Annotated in this window: 20 protein-coding genes; 12 read left to right on the top strand and 8 right to left on the bottom strand. The window is 63.3% G+C overall.

Going from position 1 to position 23,106, the window contains the following annotated elements:
• Positions 1-69: 69 nt before the first annotated feature.
• Entirely contained in the window at positions 70-2,421 is a 2,352-nt protein-coding gene (locus AC630_RS04260) for a bifunctional salicylyl-CoA 5-hydroxylase/oxidoreductase (protein ID WP_074117226.1), read from the top strand.
• Between the two features lie 55 nt (positions 2,422-2,476).
• Positions 2,477-3,727: a flavin-dependent oxidoreductase gene (locus AC630_RS04255; protein WP_074117225.1), complete on the top strand. Its 1,251-nt coding sequence runs from the start codon at positions 2,477-2,479 to the stop codon at positions 3,725-3,727.
• An 8-nt stretch (positions 3,728-3,735) separates the two neighbouring features.
• Here AC630_RS04255 and AC630_RS04250 read toward each other — a convergent pair whose 3' ends face one another.
• Both AC630_RS04250 and AC630_RS04245 read right to left on the bottom strand, forming a co-directional pair.
• The gene (locus tag AC630_RS04250) at positions 3,736-4,191 is read right to left on the bottom strand and encodes a cupin domain-containing protein (protein ID WP_074117224.1); all 456 of its coding nucleotides are present in this window, start codon (positions 4,189-4,191) and stop codon (positions 3,736-3,738) included.
• A 27-nt stretch (positions 4,192-4,218) separates the two neighbouring features.
• Entirely contained in the window at positions 4,219-5,394 is a 1,176-nt protein-coding gene (locus AC630_RS04245) for an ABC transporter substrate-binding protein (protein WP_074117303.1), read from the bottom strand.
• A 254-nt stretch (positions 5,395-5,648) separates the two neighbouring features.
• Between AC630_RS04245 and AC630_RS04240 the strand changes: the two genes are divergently transcribed.
• The 3 genes from AC630_RS04240 to AC630_RS04230 all read left to right on the top strand — a co-directional run bounded on the left by AC630_RS04240 (position 5,649) and on the right by AC630_RS04230 (position 8,482).
• Positions 5,649-6,167, top strand: a complete 519-nt coding sequence (locus AC630_RS04240) for a MarR family winged helix-turn-helix transcriptional regulator (RefSeq protein ID WP_074117223.1) — start codon at positions 5,649-5,651, stop codon at positions 6,165-6,167.
• Positions 6,168-6,317: 150 nt separating this feature from the next.
• Positions 6,318-8,009 carry a benzoate-CoA ligase family protein gene (locus tag AC630_RS04235; protein WP_074117222.1) on the top strand — a complete coding sequence of 564 codons (1,692 nt, stop codon included), beginning with the start codon at positions 6,318-6,320 and terminating at the stop codon, positions 8,007-8,009.
• A 17-nt stretch (positions 8,010-8,026) separates the two neighbouring features.
• Positions 8,027-8,482, top strand: coding sequence for a RidA family protein (locus AC630_RS04230; RefSeq protein WP_074117221.1), 456 nt, complete (start codon positions 8,027-8,029; stop codon positions 8,480-8,482).
• 20 nt (positions 8,483-8,502) lie between these two features.
• Here AC630_RS04230 and AC630_RS04225 read toward each other — a convergent pair whose 3' ends face one another.
• Positions 8,503-9,231, bottom strand: coding sequence for a CBS domain-containing protein (locus tag AC630_RS04225; RefSeq protein WP_074117220.1), 729 nt, complete (start codon positions 9,229-9,231; stop codon positions 8,503-8,505).
• Between the two features lie 210 nt (positions 9,232-9,441).
• Between AC630_RS04225 and AC630_RS04220 the strand changes: the two genes are divergently transcribed.
• Positions 9,442-11,268 (top strand): PHA/PHB synthase family protein, encoded by a 1,827-nt coding sequence (locus AC630_RS04220; RefSeq protein WP_074117219.1) that lies wholly within the window; start codon positions 9,442-9,444, stop codon positions 11,266-11,268.
• A gap of 97 nt (positions 11,269-11,365) precedes the next feature.
• Here the strand turns inward: AC630_RS04220 and AC630_RS04215 are convergent, their stop codons facing one another.
• Together AC630_RS04215 and AC630_RS04210 are read right to left on the bottom strand one after the other, a co-directional pair.
• Positions 11,366-12,340 (bottom strand): CHAD domain-containing protein, encoded by a 975-nt coding sequence (locus AC630_RS04215; protein WP_074117218.1) that lies wholly within the window; start codon positions 12,338-12,340, stop codon positions 11,366-11,368.
• A gap of 25 nt (positions 12,341-12,365) precedes the next feature.
• Complete coding sequence (locus tag AC630_RS04210; protein ID WP_074117302.1) at positions 12,366-13,889, bottom strand: bifunctional aminoglycoside phosphotransferase/ATP-binding protein; 1,524 nt, start codon at positions 13,887-13,889, stop codon at positions 12,366-12,368.
• A 187-nt stretch (positions 13,890-14,076) separates the two neighbouring features.
• Here AC630_RS04210 and AC630_RS04205 point away from each other — a divergent pair, with 187 nt between their 5' ends.
• Positions 14,077-14,913: a universal stress protein gene (locus AC630_RS04205; RefSeq protein WP_074117217.1), complete on the top strand. Its 837-nt coding sequence runs from the start codon at positions 14,077-14,079 to the stop codon at positions 14,911-14,913.
• Positions 14,914-14,973: 60 nt separating this feature from the next.
• Entirely contained in the window at positions 14,974-17,667 is a 2,694-nt protein-coding gene (locus tag AC630_RS04200) for a bifunctional acetate--CoA ligase family protein/GNAT family N-acetyltransferase (RefSeq protein ID WP_074117216.1), read from the top strand.
• Between the two features lie 8 nt (positions 17,668-17,675).
• Here AC630_RS04200 and AC630_RS04195 read toward each other — a convergent pair whose 3' ends face one another.
• A complete protein-coding gene (locus AC630_RS04195; RefSeq protein WP_074117215.1) occupies positions 17,676-18,164 on the bottom strand; it encodes a hypothetical protein in 489 nt (162 codons plus the stop codon).
• Positions 18,165-18,440 carry a hypothetical protein gene (locus AC630_RS04190; RefSeq protein WP_074117214.1) on the bottom strand — a complete coding sequence of 92 codons (276 nt, stop codon included), beginning with the start codon at positions 18,438-18,440 and terminating at the stop codon, positions 18,165-18,167.
• A gap of 176 nt (positions 18,441-18,616) precedes the next feature.
• On the opposite strand from AC630_RS04190, the gene AC630_RS04185 reads away from it, so the two are divergent.
• From AC630_RS04185 to AC630_RS04175, 3 genes are read left to right on the top strand one after another with little or no spacing between them, the layout of a single operon-like run.
• The gene (locus tag AC630_RS04185) at positions 18,617-19,753 is read left to right on the top strand and encodes an ABC transporter permease (RefSeq protein WP_074117213.1); all 1,137 of its coding nucleotides are present in this window, start codon (positions 18,617-18,619) and stop codon (positions 19,751-19,753) included.
• 2 nt (positions 19,754-19,755) lie between these two features.
• Positions 19,756-20,523 (top strand): ABC transporter ATP-binding protein, encoded by a 768-nt coding sequence (locus AC630_RS04180; RefSeq protein WP_074117212.1) that lies wholly within the window; start codon positions 19,756-19,758, stop codon positions 20,521-20,523.
• A gap of 3 nt (positions 20,524-20,526) precedes the next feature.
• Positions 20,527-21,630, top strand: coding sequence for an ABC-type transport auxiliary lipoprotein family protein (locus AC630_RS04175; protein WP_074117211.1), 1,104 nt, complete (start codon positions 20,527-20,529; stop codon positions 21,628-21,630).
• 6 nt (positions 21,631-21,636) lie between these two features.
• Here AC630_RS04175 and AC630_RS04170 read toward each other — a convergent pair whose 3' ends face one another.
• Positions 21,637-21,954 (bottom strand): c-type cytochrome, encoded by a 318-nt coding sequence (locus tag AC630_RS04170; RefSeq protein WP_074117210.1) that lies wholly within the window; start codon positions 21,952-21,954, stop codon positions 21,637-21,639.
• Between the two features lie 153 nt (positions 21,955-22,107).
• On the opposite strand from AC630_RS04170, the gene AC630_RS04165 reads away from it, so the two are divergent.
• Positions 22,108-22,821, top strand: a complete 714-nt coding sequence (locus tag AC630_RS04165) for a Crp/Fnr family transcriptional regulator (protein WP_074117209.1) — start codon at positions 22,108-22,110, stop codon at positions 22,819-22,821.
• Positions 22,822-23,106 lie beyond the last annotated feature (285 nt).

Genomic DNA, 23,106 nt, shown 5'->3' with positions numbered 1-23,106 from the left:
CAACAGGTACTTGCGCGAAATTATTTTAGGGTTAAAATAATTTCCGCCGGGTCAATTGGCGAGGCTCCCATGAAAGTCGCGATCATCGGTGGCGGACCTGCGGGTCTCTATGCTGCGATCCTCCTCAAGAAGCAGCGGCCAAGCGCCGACATCACGGTATACGAGCGCAACCGTGCCGACGACACCTTCGGCTTCGGCGTGGTGTTCTCCGACGCCACACTGGACAATTTCGAGAAACACGACCTCCCGAGCTACCGCCGCATCACCCAGGAATTCGCGTACTGGGACGACATCGCCGTACATTTCCGCGGCACCGTGCACCGGGTCGGTGGCAACGGTTTTTGCGGCTGCTCGCGGCGCAAGCTGCTGCTGATCCTGCAGGAGCGGGCGCGCGAGCTCGGCGTCAACTTTCATTTCGAAGTGGACATCGATGACGAGTCCCGCTTCGCCGCCGCCGATCTCATTCTGATTGCGGATGGTATCAACAGCCGTTTCCGCGAGAAATACCTCGATCATTTCCAGCCGGAAGTCGACCTCCGGTCCAACAAGTTTGCCTGGATGGGATCGACCAGGCCGCTCGATGCCTTCACCTTCATCTTCCAGGAGACGGAGTGGGGGCCGTTCATCGCGCACGCCTATCAGTACGAGGCCGGGCACTCGACCTGGATTTTCGAGACTGATCCGGAGACGTTCGAGCGGGCGGGCCTGACGGGGCTGGACGAGGTCCAATCCGCCGCGCGGATGACCGAAATTTTTGGATGGTTTCTCGATGGGCACAAGCTGCTCACCAACCGTTCAATGTGGCGCAATTTCCCGATGATCCGCAGCGAGCGCTGGGTCAAGGACAATATGGTCCTGCTCGGCGACGCCAAGGCGAGTGCGCATTTCTCGATCGGCTCCGGCACCAAGCTTGCCATGGAAGATGCGATCGCGCTGGCCGAGGCGATGGAGAAGGCGCCCAACATCAAGGCGGCGTTGGACGTCTATGAGCATGGCCGCCGTGAGGAGGTCGAGAAAACGCAGCACGCCGCGGACGTCTCGCTGGTCTGGTTCGAGCACGTCGATCGCTTCTGGGACTTCGATCCCGTGCAATTCGCCTTCGGTGTGATGACGCGCTCGAAGGCGATCACCTATGACAATCTGAAGCTACGTGCGCCGGATTTCGTTGCCGAGGTCGAAACGTCGTTTGCCAAGCAGGTTCGCGACAGCGGTTTCGACGTCGACACCAAGAAGCCGATGGTGCCGCTGTTCCAGCCGTTCCGGCTGCGCGAGATGGAGATCGCCAATCGCGCGGTGGTGTCGCCGATGTGTATGTACTCGGCGAAGGAAGGCGTGCCGACTGATTTCCATCTGGTGCACTACGGATCGCGGGCGATCGGCGGTGCCGGCCTGATCTTCACCGAAATGACCTGCGTCAGCCGCGATGCACGGATCACGCCTGGCTGCACCGGGCTGTGGAACGACGAGCAGGAAGCCGCATGGCGGCGCATCGTGGATTTCGTCCACGGCAATTCGGCTGCAAAAATCTGCCTGCAACTAGGCCACGCCGGCCGCAAGGGTGCGACCAAGCTGATGTGGGATGGCATGGATCGTCCCCTGGAGGAGGGCGGCTGGGACGTGTTCTCGGCATCGCCGCTACCTTACTTCCCCGACAGCCAGGTGCCGCGCGAGCTTGACCGCGCCGGCATGAATGCGGTGCGGGATGCCTTCGTCGCGGCGGCCGAGCGCGGCGAGCGCTGCGGCTTCGATATGCTTGAGCTGCACTGCGCCCACGGTTATCTGCTCGCGAGCTTCATCTCGCCGCTGACGAATACCCGTACGGACGAGTATGGCGGCACGCTCGCCAATCGCCTGCGTTTCCCGCTGGAGATCTTCGAGGCGCTGCGGGCGGTGTGGCCGTCGCACAAGCCGATGTCGGTCCGGATCTCCGCGACCGACTGGGCTGACGGCGGCATCACCGGCGACGACGCCGTCGCCATTGCGCGCGCCTTCGCCGAGGCCGGCGTCGATCTCGTCGACGTTTCGACTGGGCAGACCGTGCGCGATGCGCAGCCGGTCTACGGGCGCATGTTCCAGACACCGTTCTCGGACCAGGTCCGCAACGAGGCGCGCGTGGCCACCATGTGCGTCGGCAACATCACGACGGCGGACCAGGCCAACACCATCCTGGCTGCAGGCCGGGCAGACCTCGTCGCGCTCGGCCGGCCGCATCTGGTCGATCCCTTCTTCACCATGAAGGCGGCGGCCTGGTACGGGGCAGACGACGCCTTCTGCCCGCCGCAATATCTGCCAGGCAAGGATCAGATTTTCCGCAACAGCGTGCGCGACCGGCAGGATCTCGAGGAGCTGCGAATTAAGGCTAAGCCCAAGACCCGGGCCGAGCTCAAGGCGGAGGCGACAAAGCCGCTTGCGGCGGAGTGACCGCCCGTGCGACGTTAACTCCATTGCCTGGCGTATTTCGAGTGGAGTAGGGGCGATGAAGGCGATTATCATCGGTGGCGGCATCGGTGGTCTCACCACGGCCTTGATGCTGCGGGCCCGCGGGCTCGCTTGCGAGATATTCGAGCAGTCCGATACCATCCGCGAGCTCGGTGTCGGCATCAACACGCTGCCGCACGCCATGCGTGAGCTCGCCGGGCTCGGCTTGCTGCAGAAGCTCGACGACGTCGCAATCCGCACCGACCAGCTCTATTACCTCAACCGGCACGGCCAGGAGGTCTGGCGCGAAGCCCGAGGTATCGATGCCGGTCACGACGTGCCGCAATTCTCGATTCATCGCGGCCGGCTTCAAGGGGTCATCCATCACGCCGTCGAAGAACGGCTCGGGCCCGAAGCAATTCACACCGGCTGCCGGCTCGGCGCGTTCACGCAGGACGAGGGCGGCGTCACGGCCTATTTCTTCGATCGGACCGGCGCGCACGTCCACACTGCGCGCGGCGATATCCTGATCGGCGCTGACGGCATCCATTCGCGCGTCCGCGACACGTTGTTCCCGAACGAGGGGCCGCCATGCTGGAACGGCCTGATGCTGTGGCGCGGTGCGCGCGACTGGCCGCTCTTCCTCACCGGCAAATCGATGATTGTGGCCGGTGGTCTCAACGCGAAGGTGGTGATCTATCCGATCGCGGAGGGATCGAGCCCGGCGAGCCGTCTTACCAATTGGGCGGTGCTGGTGAAGGTCGGCGAGGGCAATGCTCCGCCACCGCGAAAAGAAGATTGGTCGCGGCCCGGGCGGCGCGAGGAGCTGATGCCGCATGTTGCGCGCTTCTCGGTGCCTTATATCGACGTCAAGAGCCTGATCTCGGCAACGCCCGAATTCTACGAATATCCGACCTGCGATCGCGATCCCTTGCCCTATTGGTCGTCGGGACGCGTCACGCTGCTCGGCGATGCTGCGCATCCCATGTATCCGGTCGGCTCGAACGGAGCTTCGCAGGCCATCCTCGATGCGCGCTGTGTTGCGGACGCGCTGGTGCGCGCTGAGCATCCACGCCAGGCCCTGGTTGAATACGAGAAGAAGCGTCTGCCAATGACGGCGGATATCGTCCGTTCCAACCGCCGTGGTGGCCCCGAGGGCGTCATCGACGCCGTCGAGCAGCTCGCGCCGGACGGCTTCGACAATATCGACAACGTGCTGAGTTATTCCCAGCGCGAAGCGATCGTGCGCGGCTACGCAACCAAGGCCGGCTTCGCCGCAGTGCCGGGACTTGCGGCGGTGCGCGCCTGAAACAGCTGCTAGCCGCCGGGAGGCGGCGGCAAGAAGTGGATGTTGAACTCGGCGGCCAATGCCACCACGTCCTCCGGCTTCTGTTCCTTCATGTTGTGAAGGCCCCAGAACAGGTCGAACAGCTTGCGGCTCGGCGCGACCCAGAACAGCACTTTCGCGGTCTGCTCCGACTTGTTGAAGATGCCGTGCGGCACGCCCATGCCGAGACGGATCAGATCGCCCGCGGTTGCCTGCGACTCGGAATTGCCGAGCATGAAGTCGAGCTTGCCTTCCAGCATGTAGAGATACTCATCCTGGTCGGGATGGATGTGCGGCGGCACGAACGTCCCTGGCGGCAATGTCGCGTGCCAGGAGAAGCTGTTTTCGGCGTAGCTCTTCGGCACATAGGTCTGGCCGAGGATGTTCCAGGAAATGCCCTGGATTCCTTCATTGGCCCGCGTGATGCCGGTGATTTCGCTCTTCATTGCAGTCCTCCCGTAACGCGATGCGGTTTAGTTTGCCGCCTTGCAGTCCTTGGCATAGCGGTCGCCGTAATTTTCAAAAACCTTCTGGACGATCTCGGTCTGGAACTTGCCGTCCGGACGCTTGGCGACCTTGGTCAGGTAAAAATCCTGTATCGGGTAGCCGTTGGTATTGAACTTGAAGGCGCCGCGCAGCGAGGTGAAGTCCGCTTTCCTCAGCGCGGCCGCGACGGCGTCCTTGTTGGAGAGGTCGCTTTTCACGCCCTTGACGGCGCTGTCGATCAGCATCGCGGCATCGTACGCCTGGAAGGCGTAAGTGCCGGGCACGACGTTGTAGGCGGCCTCATAGGCCGCGACGAATTTCTTGTTCTGGGGATTGTCGAGATTGGGAGCCCAGTTCGCGCCGCCGAACATGCCGACGGCTGCGTCCTGCTGCGCCGGCAGGGTCGATTCATCCACCGTGAAGGCCGAGAGCACCGGGATGGTGTCGGCGAGGCCGGCTTGCCGGTATTGTTTGACGAGATTGACGCCGAGGCCGCCCGGCATGAACGTGAAGAGCGCATCGGGCTTCTGCGACGAAATCTTCGACAACTCCGGCTGGAAATCCAGTGTGTTGAGCGGCATGTAGGACTCTTCGACAATCTCGCCCTTGTAGTCGAGCTTGAAGCCGGCCACCGAATCCTTGCCGGCCTGATAGTTCGGCACCATCAGGTACATGCGCTTGTAGCCGCGATCCTGCGCGACCTTGCCGAGGATCTCGTGCACCTGATCGTTCTGATACGACGTCACGTAGAAGTAGGGGTTGCAGTCCTTGCCGGCAAAAGTGGACGGGCCGGCATTGGGGCTGATCAGGAACACCTTGGATTCCGTGACGGGTCGGTGGATCGCCTGGAGGATGTTGGAGAAGATCGGGCCGACCACGAAGTCGACCTTGTCGCGCTCCAGAAGCCCCTTGACCTTCGTCACCGCCGCGTCCGGCTTGAGCTCGTCGTCGGCAACGATCACCTCGACATCGCGGCCGCCCATCTTGCCGCCCAGGTCCTTCACCGCGAGCGCAAAGCCGTCTCGAACCTGTTGGCCAAGCGCCGCGCCAGGTCCCGACAACGTCACGATCACACCCACCTTGATCTTTTCCTGGGCGAAGGCAGGGTTCACTGCGGTGCCGAGCAGCAAGGCGGCGGCAGCCAAGGTCCATTGCGTCTTCATCATCTGTCCCCCGTGACGATCGGGCTTGCGTTGCAAGCCGCGTACTCCAAACCAAGCTTATGCCGATGATGGCTGCCGCGGCAAGCAAAGCTCAAGGCGCGTCGTCATCCTGCAGGAGGCGGCGCATGCAAGCGGCGCGCCAATTATTTGAAGCCTAAAGAAACTGACGTGCGGGCGATTGTTGCAGCTTTGGACTTGCGGCCGGGGCCAATATATTTGAAGCTCAAAATGTTGGGGAATCCGTGCCGGCGCCAATGCCGGCCCTGAGTGATCGCATCCACATGCTCGATTCCGAGACAAAGGCCGTCGAAACCCCGGAGGACCATGCCGAAGAGCTTCGGCTGTGGCTGCGCCTCTTGACCTGCACGACCTTGATCGAAGGCGAGGTCCGCGGCCGGCTGCGGCAGCGGTTCGACGTCACGCTGCCCCGTTTCGATCTGATGGCGCAGCTCGACAAGGCGCCTGACGGCATGACGTTGTCCGACGTCTCCAAGCGCATGATGGTGTCCAACGGCAACGTCACCGGCCTCGTCGAGCGACTGGTGGAATCCGGCCATCTCGACCGGCGCACCTCGGAGACGGACCGTCGCGTCCAGGTGATCCGCCTCACAAAACTCGGGCGCGCCGAGTTTCGCAGGATGGCCGCGGAACACGAGACCTGGATCGCCGATCTCTTCGCCGACCTGACGCCGAAGGATGTGCGCGAGCTGATGCGGCTCCTCGCCAAGACCAAGGCGTCGGCGCAGAAATCGGCTGCGAGCCGCCGGCCTTAAGTCCGCGGGCGGGTTAGCCGCCCAGTCCCACCTTGCCGCAGGAAAAAGCACGGCATGCCCAAAATCCGCTATTGCGCCGAATTGTTTTAAGCCTAAAATGTTTTCCCAGTTAGTGCTGCCGGGTGCTTTCCATGCTGAAAGGAGCGTGCGATGGCCAACGCCGCCAAGGTTCAAGTGTCGAGCTCGTGTGACGGCAATGCTGCGACGGCCCACGTCGATCCATTTGCGCGGCAACATCTGCCGCCGCAGGAGCTCTGGCCCGAGTTCATCTTCACGCGGCCGGAACTGCACTATCCTCCGCGATTGAACTGCGTCAGCTATTTCCTCGATCGTTGGGTCGAGCAGGGGCACGGCGACGCAGCTTGCGTCATCAGTCCCGCCGTCAGCTACACCTATCGCGAGCTGCAGGCGCTCGTGAACCGCATCGCCAATGTGCTGGTCGGCAAGCTCGGTCTCGTCACCGGCGAACGCGTACTGCTGCGCTCGGCCAACAACCCGATGATGGTTGCGACCTATCTCGCGGTGATCAAGGCCGGGGGGATCGTTGTCGCGACAATGCCGCTCTTGCGCGCCAAGGAGCTATCCTACCCGATCCAGAAAGCGGAGATCACGCTCGCTTTGTGCGACGGAAAACTCTCCGAGGAGATGGAGAAGGCGAAATCGGCGGCGCCCGGTCTCAAGCATGTTGTCTATTGGGGCAATGGCGCGACCGACTCGCTCGAGGCGTTGATCGCGGATGCGAGCCCTGAGTTCACTCCTGTCGATACCGCCTCCGACGACATTTGCCTGATCGCCTTCACGTCAGGCACGACCGGCGATCCCAAGGGCACCATGCATTTCCACCGGGACATGCTGGCGGTCTGCGACGGCTATTCGCACAACATCTTGCGGGCCGAGCAGAAGGATCGCTTTATCGGCTCGGCGCCGCTCGCCTTCACCTTCGGTTTCGGCGGCGTGCTGTTTCCCATGCACATCGGCGCCTCCTTCGTCGTTCTGGAGAAGACGACGCCGGATGACATGCTGACCGCGATCGAGCAGTACAAGACCACGGTCTGCTTCACCGCGCCGACCGCCTACCGGGCCATGATTGGCAAGCTCGCAGGCCGCGACATCTCCTCGCTCCGAAAATGCGTCTCCGCCGGCGAGACGCTGCCCAAGCCGACATTCGACGCATGGCTCAAGGCAACCGGCATCAAGCTGATGGATGGCATTGGCTCGACCGAGATGCTGCACATCTTCATCAGTGCGACGGAAGACGAGATCCGCCCGGGCGCGACGGGCAAGCCCGTGCCGGGCTATGAAGCGAAGATCGTCGATGATGCCGGGAACGACGTGCCGCCGGGTACCATGGGCCGGCTCGCGGTGCGCGGGCCGACCGGCTGCCGCTATCTCGCCGACGAGCGGCAACGTAAATACGTCCAGAACGGCTGGAACCTCACCGGCGACACCTATCTGATGGATAGCGACGGCTATTTCTGGTACCAGTCGCGCTCCGACGACATGATCGTGTCATCCGGGTACAATATCGCGGGCACGGATGTCGAAGCGGCGCTGCTCACGCATCCGTCGGTGGTCGAGTGCGGCGTCGTCGGTGCGCCGGACGAGGCGCGCGGGATGATCGTGAAGGCCTATGTCATTGCCGCACCGGGCGTGACGCCGGACGCACAGCTCGCGGCCGAGTTGCAGGAACACGTCAAACGCGAGATCGCGCCGTACAAATATCCGCGCGCGATCGAGTTCGTGACGCAGTTGCCGAAGACCGAGACCGGCAAGTTGAAGCGCTTTGCCCTGCGGCAAATGGCGCTGGCTGCGGCGACGTCCTCGGGCGTCGCGGCAGAATGAGAGAAGGACAAAGAATTGTGACGACGCCGAAAGGCCCGCAGCTCGCGATGCTGCCGACCGACGATGATAAGACCTGCTCGAAGGCGCAGGTTCTCCAGCCGTCCGGTTGGCCGATGCCGAAGGGCTATGCCAACGGCATTGCCGCAGACGGCCGCATCGTCGTCACCGGCGGCGTGATCGGCTGGGATGCCGAGGAGCATCTCGCTGACGGGTTTGTCGCGCAGGTGCGCCAGACGCTGAGCAACATCGTCGAGATCCTCGCCGAAGCTGGCGCCCGTCCCGAGCACCTCGTGCGTCTGACCTGGTATGTCGTCGACATGGACGAATACCTGGCGAACCTGAAGGAGCTCGGCAAGATCTACCGTACCATCTTCGGCGCGCACTATCCGGCGATGGCGCTGGTTCAGGTTGTGCGCCTCGTGGAGAAGGCTGCGCGCGTCGAGATCGAGGCCACCGCCGTCATTCCCCGCTGAACCGCGTTCGGCTCGCCTTTTCAGCTAGCTTTGGCGAGATCGTCGTCCTCGGGCGAATTCAGATAGACGCCCGACATCGTGTCGACCCAGCACAGGTGGTCGTGTACCTTCTTCACGCCCTCGACATTCTCCGCTGCGACAACCGCGGCCTGCCGCGCGCGTTCCTCGGTGATGACGCCGCTGAGATGAACGATGCCGTCGCGGACGATGACGTTCAGCCCGAACGGGCACCAGTCGTTCTTTTCCATGGTGTCGATGATGCGGACGCGAATGTGATCGTCGTCGGCCGTCGGATCCGGCACCTCGCGGGCGAGCCCTGCCACCGCCTGCAACAGATTGGCACGCGAGACGATGCCGACGACCTTGTCGCCGCGGACCACCGGCAGGCGCTTCACGTTGTTCCGTTCCATGAGATCGACGATCTCCGCGAGCGCGGTATCCTCGGTGATGGTCACGGGCGAGTCGGTCATCACCTCCGAGACCTTGCGGCCGTGCTCTTGAACGAAGTCGCTGGCCGACTTGCCGGGGCCGAGGATGAAACTCAGCCAGCGCCCGCGCTTGCGTCCGGTGCCGATCTCGCTGCGGCGGATGAAATCCCCTTCCGAGACGACGCCGACCAGCTTGCCCGCATCGTCGACCACGGTGAGGCCGCTGACGTGCCGCTTCAGCATGATGTTCGCGGCTTCGACGATGCTGGTGTCGGGAGTAACCGAGATGACTGACCGGGTCATGATCTGGTGGGCGCGCATGGGGGAGCTCCGCAGGTTCGACGAATTTCGATGGGCTGAACCTATTTCAGGCTTGGAGGCCTGTTTTGACGCAGGTCAAGCAGGCGGGGCGGCCGATGGTGGTGAAGCAATCGTGATCGGCGTGCGAACTTGACACAGCTCAACGCGTCCGAAACGGACCGCCATATCGTCCGGGGAGGTCAAACCGGAAGTGCGCAGGAATAATCAGCCATGAGCGTTGTGCAGCTTGTCCCACGAATAGAAGGGCCGGCAGGGGAGCCCTCCGTCAACCCGGTTGTGAGCATCGCCCCTCCGACCGGAAAGCCGGCCATGAAGCCAACGCCGGCGTCAGAGCCGTATCCTCTTGACCGCGCATTTCACGCAATGCTGGCACGATTTACAGGCGGGATTTCGCCGGCAGCCCTGTCGCTCGCCTGGCTCGATTGGAGCTCGCATCTTGCGGTAGCGCCGCAGCGGCAAGCGGAGATCGCCCGCAATGTCCTTCGCGATACCGGCCGCTTCCTCGAGGCTTCACTCCATGCTGCGTCCCCGGATCAAAGGCCGTGGTCCGTGATTCAGCCGCAAGGAGGGGATCGACGCTTCAGGGAGCCGCAATGGGAAGCCGCGCCGTTCAATCTGTTCGCCCAGGCGTTTCTGCTCGGAGAGCGCTGGTGGCACGATGCCACGACCGGCGTCCGTGGTGTGTCACGCGCGAATGAGGCCATCGTCGAATTCTCGGTCCGCCAGATGCTCGACGTGCTGGCGCCGTCGAATTTCGCAGCGACCAATCCGGAGGTTCTGGAAAAGGCGTTCCAGAGCGGCGGAGAGAATTTTGTGTTCGGATGGCAGAACTGGTGCAGCGACCTGATGCGCCTTCTGTCTGTCTCAAAGCCAGTGAGCGACGAGCAGTTTGTCGTCGGCAAGACTGTGGCAGCGTCGCCTGGCAAGGTCGTCTACCGCAACGAGCTGATCGAGCTGATCCAGTATTATCCGACGACCGCGCAAGTGCGGCCCGAGCCGATACTGATCGTGCCGGCGTGGATCATGAAGTACTATATCCTCGATCTATCCCCGGAGAATTCGCTGGTCAGATATCTCACCGGCCAAGGCTTTTCCGTGTTTGCGGTCTCGTGGCGCAATCCCGAAGCGAAGGATCGGGATGTTGCCTTCGACGACTATCGCAAGCTGGGCGTGATGGCGGCGCTGGATGCGATCGGCCGAATCATCCCGGGTCGGAAGATCCATGCGCTCGGCTACTGCCTGGGCGGCACGTTACTGTCGATCGCCGCTGCTGCGATGGCGCGCGACGGCGACAAGCGACTGGGCACGATCACCCTGCTTGCCGCTCAGACGGACTTCACCGAGGCCGGCGAGCTGACACTGTTCATCAACGAAAGCCAGGTCGCATTCCTCGAAGACATGATGTGGAAGCGGGGCTATCTCGATACCACGCAAATGGCCGGCGCGTTCGCGCTGCTGCGCTCCAACGATCTGATCTGGTCGCGGCTGTCGCATGACTATCTGATGGGAGAGTCCGCGCCACCGAGCGACCTGATGGCCTGGAACGCCGACGCCACGCGGCTACCTTATCGCATGCATTCGGAATATCTGCGCAAGCTGTTTCTCAACAATGACCTGGCCGAGGGCCGCTATCGGGTCGCAGGCAGCAGTATCTCGCTGTCTGATATCCATGCGCCGATGTTCGTGGTCGGCACGCGTGCCGATCACGTGGCGCCCTGGCGATCGGTCTACAAGATCCACTACCAGGTCGACGCCGACGTGACGTTCTTGTTGACCAGCGGCGGTCACAATGCCGGTGTCGTTGCGCCTCCAGAGGAGTCCTGGCATAGCTATCAAGTGCTGACCAAGGCGGCGGATGCGCCCTATGTCGGTCCCGATGAATGGCTGAAGCTGGCTCCGCACATCGAGGGGTCGTGGTGGCTGGAATGGAGCAGCTGGCTCGCGGCCCGCTCGGGCGAGCCCTGCGCCCCACCGCAGATCGGGATCGGAGACGCCGACAGTCTTCCCGACGCGCCGGGAGACTACGTCCACACCTAGAGCGTTTTGAGCGAAGTGGAGACCGGTTCGCGTAAGGAATACGCGTCAAATTAAGAATCTAGAGCCCCGTTCCGATTCGATCGAAACGGACATGGCTCTAGTCCTCAGGCTCCGCATTCGGCGCGAGATCGGAGGATCGGAAGGGCCTGGCCTTGTCCAGTTTCCGGTAGGCTTCCGAGGCGGTTCGCAGCAGCTTCTTTTTCCGCTTGCGGTTGAGGAAACGAATGCCAGCTTCGGGGCCCGCGCCGTTCAGAGATGCTGCCAGCGTTTGCCCTCGCGCGTCGTCGTTCAATTGTCCGAGGGACTTTTGCGCCTTGCGCAATTGCTTGAGGATGGACTTCTGCTTGGTCAGCGATTTATCGGCGAACAGATCCTGAAGCGACTCGATCGAATAGGTCAGTCGCTTGTTGAGAATCCGCAGGTTGTGCCGCTTCTCGACGTCGAGCTTGCGAAGCTTCCGCGCCTTCTTGAGCAGTGTCTTTTCCCATTCGGTCAGCTGCGCCGTCGCGTGGTCGGCAAGCGGGCAGCGGCGCAGCCTGATGGCCTCCTTGCTGCGTCGGGTCGACCAGGGGCCGCTCTCGATCCAGGTCGAGGTCTGCTCGACCAGGCGGCGATAGCGCACGGATTGCAGCGCCCGTGCCAGCAGGCGGTGGCTTTCGGCGCGCTTCTCATCCCAGTGCTGGAGCTCGGCGATCACGGCAAGCTCGTCGCCGCTCTCTGCGACGACCCGCTCAATCGCCACGTCGAGGTCTCGAACCATGCCGAGCTGGCTATTCAGCCATTTCAGTTCGGCCCAGACATTCGGTCGCAGCGCGTCGTCGACCATCGGCGAGAAGAAGCGGATGGCGGTGCGCAGATGAGTCAAGGCGATCCGGATCTGATGCAGCGCCTCCGGGTCGCCGCCGCACGTGCCCTCATGCTGGGCGAGGACCGCATCGAGGTGACGGCGGGCGATAATCCGGAACGCCGTATCGCAAGCCATGCCGGGGCTGAGGCGGCCGGGCAGGGCGTTGCGCCGCGTCGCCGGCTTGGCGTGCGCGGTCGTCGTCGAACTCGTGGTGGGTCGCGACATCCTTGCCCGCGCCAATCAGATTGCCTTATTTTCCTGCAGCGATCGCGTCGCGGCAGCGCTGGAGCGTCTGCTCTGGTGTCCCGGATGCATCGATGGTCGCCCAACCGACGTGGCCGATATTATAGTGCTCCTGCAGCGCGGCAACCTCTTGCGTGGCGTCGGATGCGTCTCCCTGGCGGCTTCCGATCCGCGCCTGCCGCGTCGTGAGGTCTGCAACCAGAAACAGGCCGCTCAGCGGCACGTTGTGTTCACGCGCCAATGTGGCGACTGCCTTCCGTTCGTCCTCGCGGGCGAATACGCCGTCGATGATCGCCGAATGACCTTGCGCCAGCACGCGCCGGGCGTGTTGGGTCAATGTTTCGTAAACGCGAGCCGTGACCTCTGGTGTGTATGCGGATGGCGGCAGCCGGTGCGTGTCCTTGACCCCGAACATCTGCTTGCGGACAAGATCGCTGCGCAGGACGACGGCTCCCGGCTGCGGCGTAACGATCGGCGCGAGCGCGCGTGCCAAAACCGACTTTCCAGTGCCCGAGAGTCCGCCGACCGCAATCAGGCGCGGGGCAGGAGGATGGATCAACGTCCGCGCGAGGTTAAAATAGCGCTGTGCGTCGTCAAGAATCCCGGGATCATGGGAATGCGGCGGCTTCAGCCGTGCCAGCGCCACCTGGGCGCGGATCCCCGCCCGGATGGACATGAGAAGCGGCAGGGCGGAGAGCCCGTCGAGATTCTCCGGTGACGTCGCAGCAAGATATCGGTTCAGGACGATGTTGGCCGCGAGGGATTGATCGTAGTGCAAAAGATCCATCAGCGTGAATGCGAGATCGTAGAGCACGTCGACAGTTGCCATCTGCGCGTCGAACTCGATGGCGTCAAACAGGACCGGCTGTTCGTCGATCGACACGATGTTCGCAAGATGCAGGTCGCCGTGGCAGCGGCGCACGAAGCCCTGACGGCCGCGCTCCTCGAGCAAGGGACGGGTGCGTAAGAATGCCTCGTGCGAGGCTCTGCTGAGCTGCTCGATCTCTTCGGCTTCGAAATGGCGGCCTTTCCGCAGGCCGTTGCTGTTTCCATCGATCAGTCCGGGGATGGAGGAAACCCATGCCTTGCCGTCGGCACTGGGCGCCGCCGCGTGCGAAGCCACGATCGCGTCGGCGGCAGCCGAGACAAGGTTCGGATTCAGCGAGCCGGCCTTTGCCAGATGGTCCAGCGTCCGGCGTTCGTCGAAGCGAGACATGTCGACTGCATACTCGACCGGCCGGCCGTGACCGTTGACCTTAAGCGATCCGTCCGGCTCTTCCGTGATCGCCACGACGCGGTGATAGATCTGTGGCGCCAGCGGCCGGTTGATCCGGATCTCCTCCTCGCAGGCCGCCTTGCGCTTCTCGAGCGTCGAATAGTCGAGGAACGGAAACCTGACGGCCCGCTTGATCTTCAACGCGCGGGTCCCATCGAGAAACACCGAAGCCGCGTGGGTGTCGATCCGTTTTACGTCGGGACGCGCGCTTAGCGCTTGGAAGACCCGTTCCTGGGCTGCAGAATCGTCCGTCATCTTTGCGGGCATATCCAGATGCATCGGCAAGCGCTCGGGAAGCGGGCTAACTCTTAGAGCGGGAACGCGGCCGGTCCTTGACTTCCGTCAAGGCCTGCCGTCGGCTGCCTGAGCGGTATTCCCGCCTTGAGGAGAATCAAGGGGCCCGGCGAAAGCGGGCCTATCATGATCGGTAAGGAGAACTCCGATGCCCATCAAGGATGTCTTTCTGCCGCTTGTAGGCCAGCCGCGCGGGCCGGCCCTCGCTGCGATCGAGAAATGCGTGGCTGTGGCCGCGGGCCTCGGCGCCAGGATCACCGCGTTCGCACTGGAAGACGATGTTTTCGTGCGCCCGACAGTGGTTCCGGCCGATCCGGAAACCGCCGAAGCCGTGGGCGCGCGGGAGGCGGGCGACATGCAGCAACTCCTGAATGCCTTCGTCAATGCAGCCTCCCGCACCGGCGTTCGCGCCCAAAGCCGCTCCGGCAAGGTGCCGGCCGACCAGATCGCGTCGACCCTGGCCGAGCATGCGCGTTTCAGCGATCTTACGCTGGTCCCTGTCAAGTCGCATGACAGCCGAACAGAGCACATCATCGAAACGTTCCTGTTCGAATCAGGCCGGCCGCTCCTGCTCTGCCCGGAACAGACTGTGGACGAGTTGCGACCGGAATTCGACAACGTCATGATCGCGTGGGATCACTCCGCACGCGCCGCGCGGGCGGTCGGAGATGCGCTGCCGGTCCTTCAGGCCGCCGCCTCTGTCCGGGTGGTGACCGTGGCGGATGAAAACACTGACGCGATCGTGCAATCCGGAACTGCCCTCATCCACCATCTGAGGGAACACGGGGTCTACGCCTCGTTCGAAACTGCGAAGGTTAGCGGCAGCTCGATCGGCAAGGTGCTCGGAAGCTGGGCGAACTCCCATGCCATCGATGCGATCGTGATGGGAGCCTACCGCCATTCGCGCCTGAACGAGACCGTTTGGGGTGGTGTGACAAAGACCGTCATTGGCGAGCCACCGTGCTGGGTTATGATTTCACACTAGCCGACTTCCCGGCCTGGTCTTAACCTTCGGAACCTCCGCCGACGGGGCGCATTTGCTGTCATGTCCACCTATCGCCTGAAGAACCTGCTGTCGCCGCGCTCAGTCGCGCTCGTCGGGGCGAGCGCCCGTCCGGTCTCCGTGGGACGCGCCATTCTGGAGAACATTCACAGGGCCGAATTCAAGGGGCAGTTCGGTCTGGTCAATCCGCGTCACGCCGAGGTCGGCGGCATTGCCGCGGTGAAGAGCCTGGACAGGCTGGACTTCGTGCCCGAGCTCGTGGTCATCACCGCGCCGGCTCGAGAGGTTCCCGGCATCATCGACCAGGCCGGGCGACGCGGCTCGGCGGGCGCGCTCATCGTCTCGGCTGGACTGGGGCTCGGACCGGGATCCCTGCAAGAGGCCGCAATCGCTGCGGCCCGCAAATATGGCATGCGGCTGATCGGGCCGAACTGCCTCGGCATTATGATGCCCGGCGTGAGCCTCAATGCCAGCTTTGCCGCGCACATGCCGGGGGCAGGAAATCTCGCGCTGATTTCGCAATCGGGTGCGATCGCCGCCGGCATGGTGGACTGGGCCGCGCAGCGCGGCGTCGGCTTCTCCGGCATCGTCTCGATCGGCGATCAGATCGACGTCGATATTGCCGACCTGCTCGACTATTTCGCGATGGATCACAAGACCCGTGCGATTCTGCTCTATGTCGAGGCCATCAAGGACGCGCGCAAGTTCATGTCGGCGGCGCGCGCCGCGGCACGCGTAAAACCGGTCGTCGTGGTGAAGTCCGGCCGCATGGCGCAGGGTGCGAAGGCCGCTGCCACCCATACCGGCGCACTGGCCGGTGCCGACGCCGTCTATGACGCCGCGTTCCGCCGCGCGGGTGTACTGCGCGTCTCCGACCTGCGCGAGCTGTTCGACTGCGCCGAGACGCTTGGCCGTGTCGAATCTCCGACTGGAAAGCGCCTCGCCATCCTGACGAATGGCGGTGGCATCGGCGTCCTCGCTATCGATCGATTGGTCGATCTTGGCGGAATTCCGGCGTCCATCTCGGCGGACGCTCGCAAGAAACTCGATGACGTGTTGCCGCCGACCTGGTCCGGCGCAAATCCCGTCGACATCGTGGGCGATGCCGATGCACCGCGCTACGCGGCGGCGCTGGAGGTGCTGCTCAGCGATTCCGATAATGACGCAGTCCTCGTCCTCAATGTGCAGACAGCGATCGCTTCGGCAGCCGACATAGCGGCGAGTGTGACGGAGCTCGTCGGAAAATACCGCGAGCGGCAGCGCCGATGGGCAAAGCCCGTGCTGGCCGCCTGGGTCGGAGCTGACCACAACATCATTCAGGCGCTTTCCGACGCCGGCATTCCGAACTATCCGACCGAAGATGACGCCGTGCGCGGCTTCATGCATCTCGTGAGGTATCGCGAAGTGGTAGAGGAGCTGAGCCAGGTTCCGCCGGCGATGCCAGATAGGTTCGCGCCGGACGCCCGGGCGGCCAGGAAGATCGTCACCGCTGCGATCGCCGACGGCCGCAAATGGCTCGAGCCTGTCGAGATCAAGCATCTGCTCGAGGCCTACGACATCGCGATGGTGCCGACCTATGCCGCGACCGATGTCGAGCAGGCGGTGGTCTACGCCGACGAGATGTTTGCGAAAGGCGCCACAGTCGTGCTGAAGATCATGTCGCGCGACATCGTCCACAAGTCTGACGTTGGCGGCGTCGTCCTCAATCTGACGACGCCAGACGCTGTACGCACGGCTGCCACCGACATTCTCGCCCGCGCGAGGAAGCTGCGTCCCGAAGCCCGCATTGAGGGCGTTATCGTGCAAGCGATGGTCGTCAAGGCGAAGGCACGCGAGCTGATTCTCGGTCTTGCCGACGATCCCACCTTCGGCACCGTCGTCGTCTTCGGTCGGGGCGGGACCGCAGTGGAGATCATCAACGACAAGGCACTTGCGCTGCCGCCGCTCGATCTGCAGCTCGCCCGCGACCTGATCGACCGCACGCGCGTGTCGCGGCTGCTTCGCGCCTATCGGGACGTGCCGGCGGTGAAGCCTGATGCCGTCGCTCTGGTGTTGGTCAAGCTCGCGCAGATGGCGGCCGACATCCCGGAGATACGCGAATTCGACATCAACCCGTTGCTCGCGGACGAAACCGGCGTGACGGCGGTCGATGCCCGCGTCGCGGTGGGACCGCCGGAGCGGAAATTCGCAGGCTCCGGCCCCGCCAATTTCGCCGTTCGCGCCTATCCGTCGCAATGGGAGCGTCGGCTGGCGTTGAAGGACGACTGGCGCATCTTTGTGCGGCCCTTGCGCCCCGAGGACGAGCCGACCATCCATGAATTCCTGCGCCACGTCACGCCGCAAGACCTCCGCCTGCGCTTCTTCGCGCCGATGAAGGAGTTCACCCACGAGTTCATCGCGCGCCTGACCCAGCTCGACTATGCGCGCGCGATGGCTTTCATCGCATTCGACGAGCCCACCAACGAGATGGTCGGCGTGGTCCGGCTCCATTCGGACTCGATCTACGAGAGCGGCGAATACGCGATCCTGCTGCGGTCCGATCTCAAGGGCAGGGGGCTGGGATGGACCCTGATGCAATTGATCATCGATTACGCAAAGTCGGAAGGGCTGAAGGTCATATCGGGCGACGTGCTCCAGGAGAACACGGTGATGCTCGATATGTGCCGGCAGCTCGGTTTCGAGGTGAAGCCGGATCCGAGCGAGCCGGAGATCTGTGACGTCCGGCTGAAGCTCTAAGCGCGGGGTTAGGAGCGCGCGTCGGCCGACGGTGCCGCGGCGGATTGCCTGGCCGACTTCCGCAGGCTCTTGATGATGATGGCGATCAGCGGCACCAGCACCGGCACGACCGTGCTCAGCGGATGATGCACCGCGCCGGACACCTGGGCCTGGAACGCCCGCGCCTCAAGCTGCAGGGCTTCGATGGATGTGCCGTGAATTTCATTGGCGAGCTCAAGGTCGCGGCCGGAGGGGGGACGGCCAGCAATGACGAAGAGAACTCCCGCGATGGCAAAATTGACGGCGCCAAGGATGCCGGCCGCGGCAATTGCGCTCCAGATCTGCACGAGTGCGAAATAGGCCGAAAGCTCCAGCATCAGGAGCCCGAATGCTGCGATCAGCATCGCGAAGGCGCGCAGGCCCAGCCCGACCAGCAGATTGCGCAGCCTGATGTCCGCAATGATCCTGTCCGTGCGCCACAGTGCGCGCAGATGTTTGACGACATTTTCCGTGTTCACCTAGTGCCTCCTCAGCATGAAGCCGACGACCACGCCAAGCGCGAAGGCGGACGCAAGCGATGCAACCGGGCGCTCCGTGATGAGGCCCTGGAGCTGCTCCTGCTCGTCGCTGACGGTCTCGCCAAGTTCGGCAAGCGCTGCCCTGATCTGATCGGCCAGAGCCTCGGCACGATCTTTCGAATTGTCGAACATCTCCTCGCCGGCGGTGCTCAACAGACGCGTGACGTCGACCTTCAGCGCCCGCAGTTCTTCGCTCATCCTGTCGCTATCGAACATGGATTTGTTGTCTCCATTGAATCGAAATGAACCTAAGACCTGCGGGAGCGGTCGCGCTTGACTTGCGTCAAGGGGCGGTGCGTGGTCCTGGTCTTGAGACAGGTCAAACCGATCGCCACATGCTGGCCTAGAAATACCGGCTGAATAGGGGCCAGTTGTCCCGAAGAGGAGGAAGTGTGAACTCCGAACCGCTGTTGCTAGCGACGCCGTCCGGCGATGCGCTGAACTTGCGCCCGGAAGGGCCGTGGACCGCAGCGAATGTGGCGACGCTCGAAACGCTGTCCCGATCGGTCGGGGCGGATGTCGATCAATCCAGAGCCGTGACGCTGGACATGTCAGGCGTCAGCGCGCTCGACACGCTCGGCGCCTGGGTCCTGGAAAAATTGTCGCGCAGGGCCGCATCCGCCGGCAGATCGGCCGAACTCGTCGGCGTCGCCGATCATTTCAGCGGGCTGATGGACGAGGTGCGTCAGGTCAATCGCCATACGCCGGCGCCGGCGGCCGCGCCGAACCCGATTCTGCTCTGGCTGAACGATCTCGGCAAGTCCACGATCGGTGCGCGAGAAGACATCGCGGTCTTTCTCCAAATGCTCGGTGCACTGTTCACGGCCGTGATCGGCGTGCTGCGCCGGCCACGATCGCTGCGACTGACGTCGCTGGTCTACCAGCTCTACCGGATCGGATGGCAGGCGATTCCCATCATCGTGCTGATCACCTTCCTGATCGGGGCGATCATCGCCCAGCAGGGCTTCTTCCATTTCCGCAGATTCGGTGCCGAGTCCTACACGGTCGACATGGTCGGCATCCTGGTGCTGCGTGAGCTCGGGGTGCTGATCGTCGCCATCATGGTCGCCGGCCGTTCGGGAAGCGCCTACACGGCCGAGCTCGGGTCGATGAAGATGCGCGAGGAGATCGACGCGCTCTCGACTATGGGGCTCGACCCTGTCCACGTCCTGATCCTGCCTCGCGTTGCGGCCCTGGTCATTGCGCTGCCAATCCTCGCCTTCATCGGATCGATTGCCGCACTCTATGGCGGTGGTCTGGTCGCACAATTCTACGGCGATATGGGACCTGGGATCTACATTGCACGGCTGCATGAGGCCATTTCCGTCACCCATTTCGAGGTCGGCATCCTGAAGGCACCGTTCATGGCGTTGGTGATTGGGATCGTCGCCTGCAGCGAGGGACTGCGCGTGAAGGGTAGCGCCGAGTCGCTCGGCCGGCAGACGACGACGTCGGTGGTCAAGTCGATCTTCCTGGTGATCGTGCTCGACGGCCTGTTCGCGATCTTCTTCGCCTCGATCGGAATGTGACGATGGAAGGAACGCAGGAAGAGTTCGCGATCCGCGTCCGCGACCTCGTGGTCGGCTTCGGCCGTCAGACAGTGCTCGACCATCTGTCGCTTGATGTCCGCCGGGGCGAGATCCTCGGGCTGGTGGGTGCGTCCGGTGGCGGCAAGTCGGTGTTGATGCGGACCATCATCGGTCTCATCCCACGCCAAGGCGGGACCATCGAAGTCATGGGACAGCCGATCGGCGGCCGCACGCTAGGTGCGGCGACGACATGGGGCATCCTGTTCCAGCAGGGCGCGCTGTTCTCCTCGCTGACGGTTCGGCAGAACGTCCAGTTTCCGCTGCGCGAAAATCTTGTTCTGTCGCAGGAGTTGATGGACGAGATCGCGATTGCCAAGCTCGAAATGGTCGGGCTGCGGCCGCAGGACGCAGATAAATATCCGGCAGAACTGTCGGGTGGCATGACCAAGCGCGTGGCGCTGGCGCGCGCCCTTGCGCTCGATCCGCCGATCCTGTTCCTCGACGAGCCGACCTCCGGCCTCGATCCCATCGCCGCCGGTGATTTCGATGCGCTGATCAGGACACTGCAAAAGACTTTGGGACTGACCGTGTTCATGGTCACCCATGATCTTGCGAGCCTCACCACGGTCTGCGACCGCGTCGCCGCGCTCGCGGACGGCAAGATCGTGGCTATCGGCCCGATGCGCGAGCTGCTGCAATCCGAGCATCCCTGGGTGCGCGCCTATTTCCACGGCAAGCGCTCGCAGATGCTGCAACACCAGATGAGATGAGACATGGAAACCCGCGCTCCCTATGTGCTGATCGGCGCCTTCGTGCTGGCCGCGATTCTCGCGGTGTTCGGCTTCGTCTATTGGCTGAACAACACCGGTGGCATCGGGCCGCGCACGAACTACCACGTGCAATTCCAGGGACCGGTGCCGGGCCTGCTGGTCGGCGCCGGCGTGCTGTTCAACGGCATCCGCGTCGGTGAGGTGACGCAGCTTGGCCTCGCGCCGGACAACCCGCGCTTCGTCAATGCGACGATCTCGGTTGCCGCGACGACGCCGGTGCGCGCCGACACCAAGGTCGGGCTCGATTTCCAGGGGTTGACCGGCGTGCCGGTGGTGACGCTGGAGGGCGGCATGATCGTCGCCAAATCCGGCGAGACCCCGACCTTGATCGCCGAGGCCAGCGCCGGCCAGAGCATGACGCAAGCGGCGCGCGACGCGCTGCGGCGGGTCGACACCGTGCTGGAGGACAATTCCGGGCCGCTGAAGGACACAATCGCCAATTTCAAGACGTTCTCCGACGGCCTCGCGCGCAATTCCGGCAAGCTCGACGGCATCCTGGCGGGCCTCGAGAAGATGACCGGCGGCGGCGCGCCCGCGCAGAAGATCACCTACGACCTGCGCACGCCGCAAAACCTGGGGCCGGCCGGCAAGACGCTCTCGGCGTCACTGGCCATTCCCGAACCGACCGCGGTCGCGATGCTCCAGACGCAGCGAATGCTGTTCTCGCCGGCTGGGGACAATCCGGGCTTTGCCGACTTCCTCTGGGCCGACAGCATCCCAAAACTAGTGCAGGCGCGGTTGATCGACAGTTTCGAGAACTACGACATCGCCCACGCGCCGTTGCGCACGACCGATCTCGGGCAGGCGGATTATCAGCTCCTGATCGACATCAGGCGCTTCGGGATTGTCACGGAAGGCGAGACCAGGGTCGAGATTGGTCTATCGGTGCGGATCGTCGACAAGACCGGCAAGGTGATTGCCTCGCGCCTCGTCGAGACCCGGGAGAAGCTCGACAAGGTCGAGCCGGCCGCAGCAGTCGCAGCGTTCGACGCAGCCTTTGCTCGTGTCGCGAAGGAGCTGATCGGCTGGACCGTGCAGGCGGTGTGACGCCGGCTATTCCAGCGTCTTCAGATAGGACAGCAGATCGTGGATCTGGTCCGGATTGAGCTCGAAGGCTGGCATGTCGGCGTGGCCGGTGTAGATGCCTTCGGCCAGCGCCTCGCCGAGGGTCTCGATCGGATAACGCTGGTGCAGGCTGCGCAGGGGCGGCGCGATCTTGAGCGGGCTCACCGAGGTGCGATCGATCGCGTGGCAGCGTGCGCAATTGGCCCGAGCAAAGGCCTTACCCCTCTGGGCGGCGGTCGGTCCGGCCAGGGCAGGGGTGGCCAGAAGCAGCGCAATCAGGCCTTGGCGGAGCGCGCCTTGCAGCATCGAACGTGATCCCCTTGAACTCCGGAAGCAGAATAAGGCGGGGATACCCGCCAAATTTGATTTGAGTCAATTGGCTTTAGCGCAGTGCAGTAAAATGCAGCCTGCGCGGTAGACTCGGCCCGATGCGGAGGCAACCGGCGCTTGGAGCGGTGGATGAAGCCTTCCGTGGTGACGATTGAGCCGAACGGGCATTTCTGCAGTGATTGCGCGGTCCGCGACTTCGCGGTGTGTTCGTCGCTGGACCAGGCCGAGCTCAGGGAGTTCGAGCATCTGGGGCGTCGAGTCCATTTTGGTACGGGCGAGACCGTCTTCTCCGAGGAAGATATTACGACCTCGTTCTACAATCTCCTCGAAGGCGTCATGCGGCTCTACAAGCTGCTGCCCGACGGCCGGCGGCAGATCGTGGGGTTTGCCCTGCCCGGCGATTTCCTGGGGATGAATCTTTCCGGCCGTCACAATTTCTCGGCTGATGCGATCGGCCCGGTGACCGTGTGCCAGTTCGCAAAGGCGCCCTTCGGCCGTTTCATTGAGGACCGGCCGCATCTGCTCCGACGGATCAACGAGCTGGCAATTCGCGAGTTGAGCCAAGCGCGCGACCACATGGTCCTGCTCGGCCGCCGCTCGGCGGACGAGAAGGTTGCGACCTTTCTGCTCGGCTGGCGCGAACGGCTGTTCGCGCTCAAGGGGCTGCCCGACACGGTGCCACTTCCGATGAGCCGCCAGGACATTGCGGACTATCTCGGCCTGACCATCGAAACCGTCAGCCGCACCTTCACCAAGCTGGAGCGCCACGGCACAATCGAGATCATTCACGGCGGCATCAGCCTGCTTGACCCTGCACGCGTCGAGGCCCTGGCTGCTGCTTGACGCCTGATCCATATGCGGCGCTCCGCGATTTTGATCCCAATCAATGACGCCGTCCACGTGCCGCCGATAGTGCCCAAAACAATCGGGGAGGGTGTATCATGCCCACTGGCGCGTGGCTGGTGACCATTGTCGTCGTAGCGGTCTTCGTCGGTTTTGCCGGAGCTCTAGAGCGTGCTGTGTTTATACGGAAACATAGCCTGAGTTTTTGAGATAGTTGGCGCACTCTTCCTTGGAGAAGACGTCGAGGAGTTCACCGACCTTGCGCCAAGTTGCCTCGACATCGCG

The sequence above is a fragment of the Bradyrhizobium sp. AS23.2 genome (genome assembly GCF_001908185.1).
Lineage (GTDB): Bacteria > Pseudomonadota > Alphaproteobacteria > Rhizobiales > Xanthobacteraceae > Bradyrhizobium.
Note: the sequence above shows the minus strand (reverse complement) of the source record. Positions and strands in the feature narration are given on the sequence as shown.

Bases quoted from the DNA above. Each gene is read 5' to 3' on its own strand.
- AC630_RS04260 (WP_074117226.1), top strand. From the start codon at position 70: ATGAAAGTCGCGATCATCGGTGGCGGACCTGCGGGTCTCTATGCTGCG.
- AC630_RS04255 (WP_074117225.1), top strand. From the start codon at position 2,477: ATGAAGGCGATTATCATCGGTGGCGGCATCGGTGGTCTCACCACGGCC.
- AC630_RS04250 (WP_074117224.1), bottom strand. From the start codon at position 4,191: ATGAAGAGCGAAATCACCGGCATCACGCGGGCCAATGAAGGAATCCAG.
- AC630_RS04245 (WP_074117303.1), bottom strand. From the start codon at position 5,394: ATGAAGACGCAATGGACCTTGGCTGCCGCCGCCTTGCTGCTCGGCACC.
- AC630_RS04240 (WP_074117223.1), top strand. From the start codon at position 5,649: ATGCCGGCCCTGAGTGATCGCATCCACATGCTCGATTCCGAGACAAAG.
- AC630_RS04235 (WP_074117222.1), top strand. From the start codon at position 6,318: ATGGCCAACGCCGCCAAGGTTCAAGTGTCGAGCTCGTGTGACGGCAAT.
- AC630_RS04225 (WP_074117220.1), bottom strand. From the start codon at position 9,231: ATGCGCGCCCACCAGATCATGACCCGGTCAGTCATCTCGGTTACTCCC.
- AC630_RS04220 (WP_074117219.1), top strand. From the start codon at position 9,442: ATGAGCGTTGTGCAGCTTGTCCCACGAATAGAAGGGCCGGCAGGGGAG.
- AC630_RS04215 (WP_074117218.1), bottom strand. From the start codon at position 12,340: ATGTCGCGACCCACCACGAGTTCGACGACGACCGCGCACGCCAAGCCG.
- AC630_RS04210 (WP_074117302.1), bottom strand. From the start codon at position 13,889: ATGACGGACGATTCTGCAGCCCAGGAACGGGTCTTCCAAGCGCTAAGC.
- AC630_RS04205 (WP_074117217.1), top strand. From the start codon at position 14,077: ATGCCCATCAAGGATGTCTTTCTGCCGCTTGTAGGCCAGCCGCGCGGG.
- AC630_RS04200 (WP_074117216.1), top strand. From the start codon at position 14,974: ATGTCCACCTATCGCCTGAAGAACCTGCTGTCGCCGCGCTCAGTCGCG.
- AC630_RS04190 (WP_074117214.1), bottom strand. From the start codon at position 18,440: ATGTTCGATAGCGACAGGATGAGCGAAGAACTGCGGGCGCTGAAGGTC.
- AC630_RS04180 (WP_074117212.1), top strand. From the start codon at position 19,756: ATGGAAGGAACGCAGGAAGAGTTCGCGATCCGCGTCCGCGACCTCGTG.
- AC630_RS04175 (WP_074117211.1), top strand. From the start codon at position 20,527: ATGGAAACCCGCGCTCCCTATGTGCTGATCGGCGCCTTCGTGCTGGCC.
- AC630_RS04170 (WP_074117210.1), bottom strand. From the start codon at position 21,954: ATGCTGCAAGGCGCGCTCCGCCAAGGCCTGATTGCGCTGCTTCTGGCC.
- AC630_RS04165 (WP_074117209.1), top strand. From the start codon at position 22,108: ATGAAGCCTTCCGTGGTGACGATTGAGCCGAACGGGCATTTCTGCAGT.